This window comes from Prevotella sp. AM42-24 (assembly GCF_003461825.1).
GTDB classification, from domain to species: domain Bacteria; phylum Bacteroidota; class Bacteroidia; order Bacteroidales; family Bacteroidaceae; genus Prevotella; species Prevotella hominis.
Genome location: NZ_QTXV01000165.1, coordinates 1 through 1,129, shown reverse-complemented (window position 1 = coordinate 1,129; position 1,129 = coordinate 1). Strand labels below are relative to the sequence as shown.

Genomic DNA, 1,129 nt, shown 5'->3' with positions numbered 1-1,129 from the left:
TCTGTGTCATCTTATGAGGGCGGTTGCGGATTTGAGGTTATGTTAAAAATAAACTGCAAAATGTAGATGTGTATAGGAGTGATGGTATAATATCCTATACTAAAAGTGAAGTAGAATCTGATAAAAAACTCGCAAACTATTTAGGGATTCTTTTGGTTAGAATTGTTGTGATTAGTAAGGATAAACTTTTGGATAATAATACATTATTTTCTTATGAAGCAAAAGGAGATTCTATATTTGTTAATCAGGCAAAAAATCTTGTCATTTACGTAAATTCTATTCAAAAGTAAACTCTATGGGGAGTTTTTTATTATGGTTCTACAAGAATTAGTGTGTTAACGAGAGTGTAAGCTAAACTGTGTCATGCTATCACTGTTATAGTTTAATGCAGTTTATTTGCATTTTGTTCAGTATAGTTTTCCCAATAATGAAGATTTATACTATTTTCTCCATTTACATAAAAATCCGTGGATAAGCCTATGATTACCCACGTTTTTTTTGTTGGTATACTCGGCATGAGCTTATCTAATGGGGCAAGTCCCTAATAAGCCTGGTGTGGGAGGTCGGTAAATGTGAAAATAGGGAGCAACTGCCTTTTATGATTAGTATTTACCTCCTACCCGATTCGAAGCGAAGAATGCGCTTGTACCAGATGGTCGTTGTCTATTATTTCTGATTAATTTTCTTTTTAATTTCATTCACCTCTTTAAATAGGCTATTAGCAATGCTATCTTTAATTGCTGCCATCTGTATCATTTCGTTATGATAGCGAATTGAGTATTTACACGAGTTCTCACATTCTCAATAACTTCTTTATTTGGGCATACAGAAAAGTTCTTTTCGATGTAATGAACATTGTGCGACTACAAGACCGTAAGCGTACTGCTCGGTCATGCCAATATTACAACAACCCTTAATCTCTATGTTCACCCGAACATGGAACAGAAGAAAAAGTGCATCAACAAGATGTTCAAGTCTCTTGGAAAATAGGGAAGAACAGGTGAAAGCCGAATATAGAGAAGTAATAAGTTTACTCCGCAAGGGATATTCCGTTCAGGATGTGGCAAAGTTGAGTGGTTAAGGGGTAAGTACCGTACAACGAATGAAGCGATTACTAAAAGTGCAATCA

At 35.1% G+C, this 1,129-nt stretch carries 1 protein-coding gene and 1 pseudogene; both read left to right on the top strand.

From position 1 onward, the window contains the following. Positions 1-855: 855 nt before the first annotated feature. On the top strand, positions 856-990 hold the full coding sequence (locus DW917_RS18110; protein WP_255415345.1) for a hypothetical protein: 135 nt from the start codon (positions 856-858) through the stop codon (positions 988-990). A gap of 4 nt (positions 991-994) precedes the next feature. Beyond that, positions 995-1,081 (top strand): annotated as a pseudogene (locus DW917_RS17995) (DNA resolvase); the annotation flags it as partial. Between the last annotated feature and the right edge of the window lie 48 nt (positions 1,082-1,129).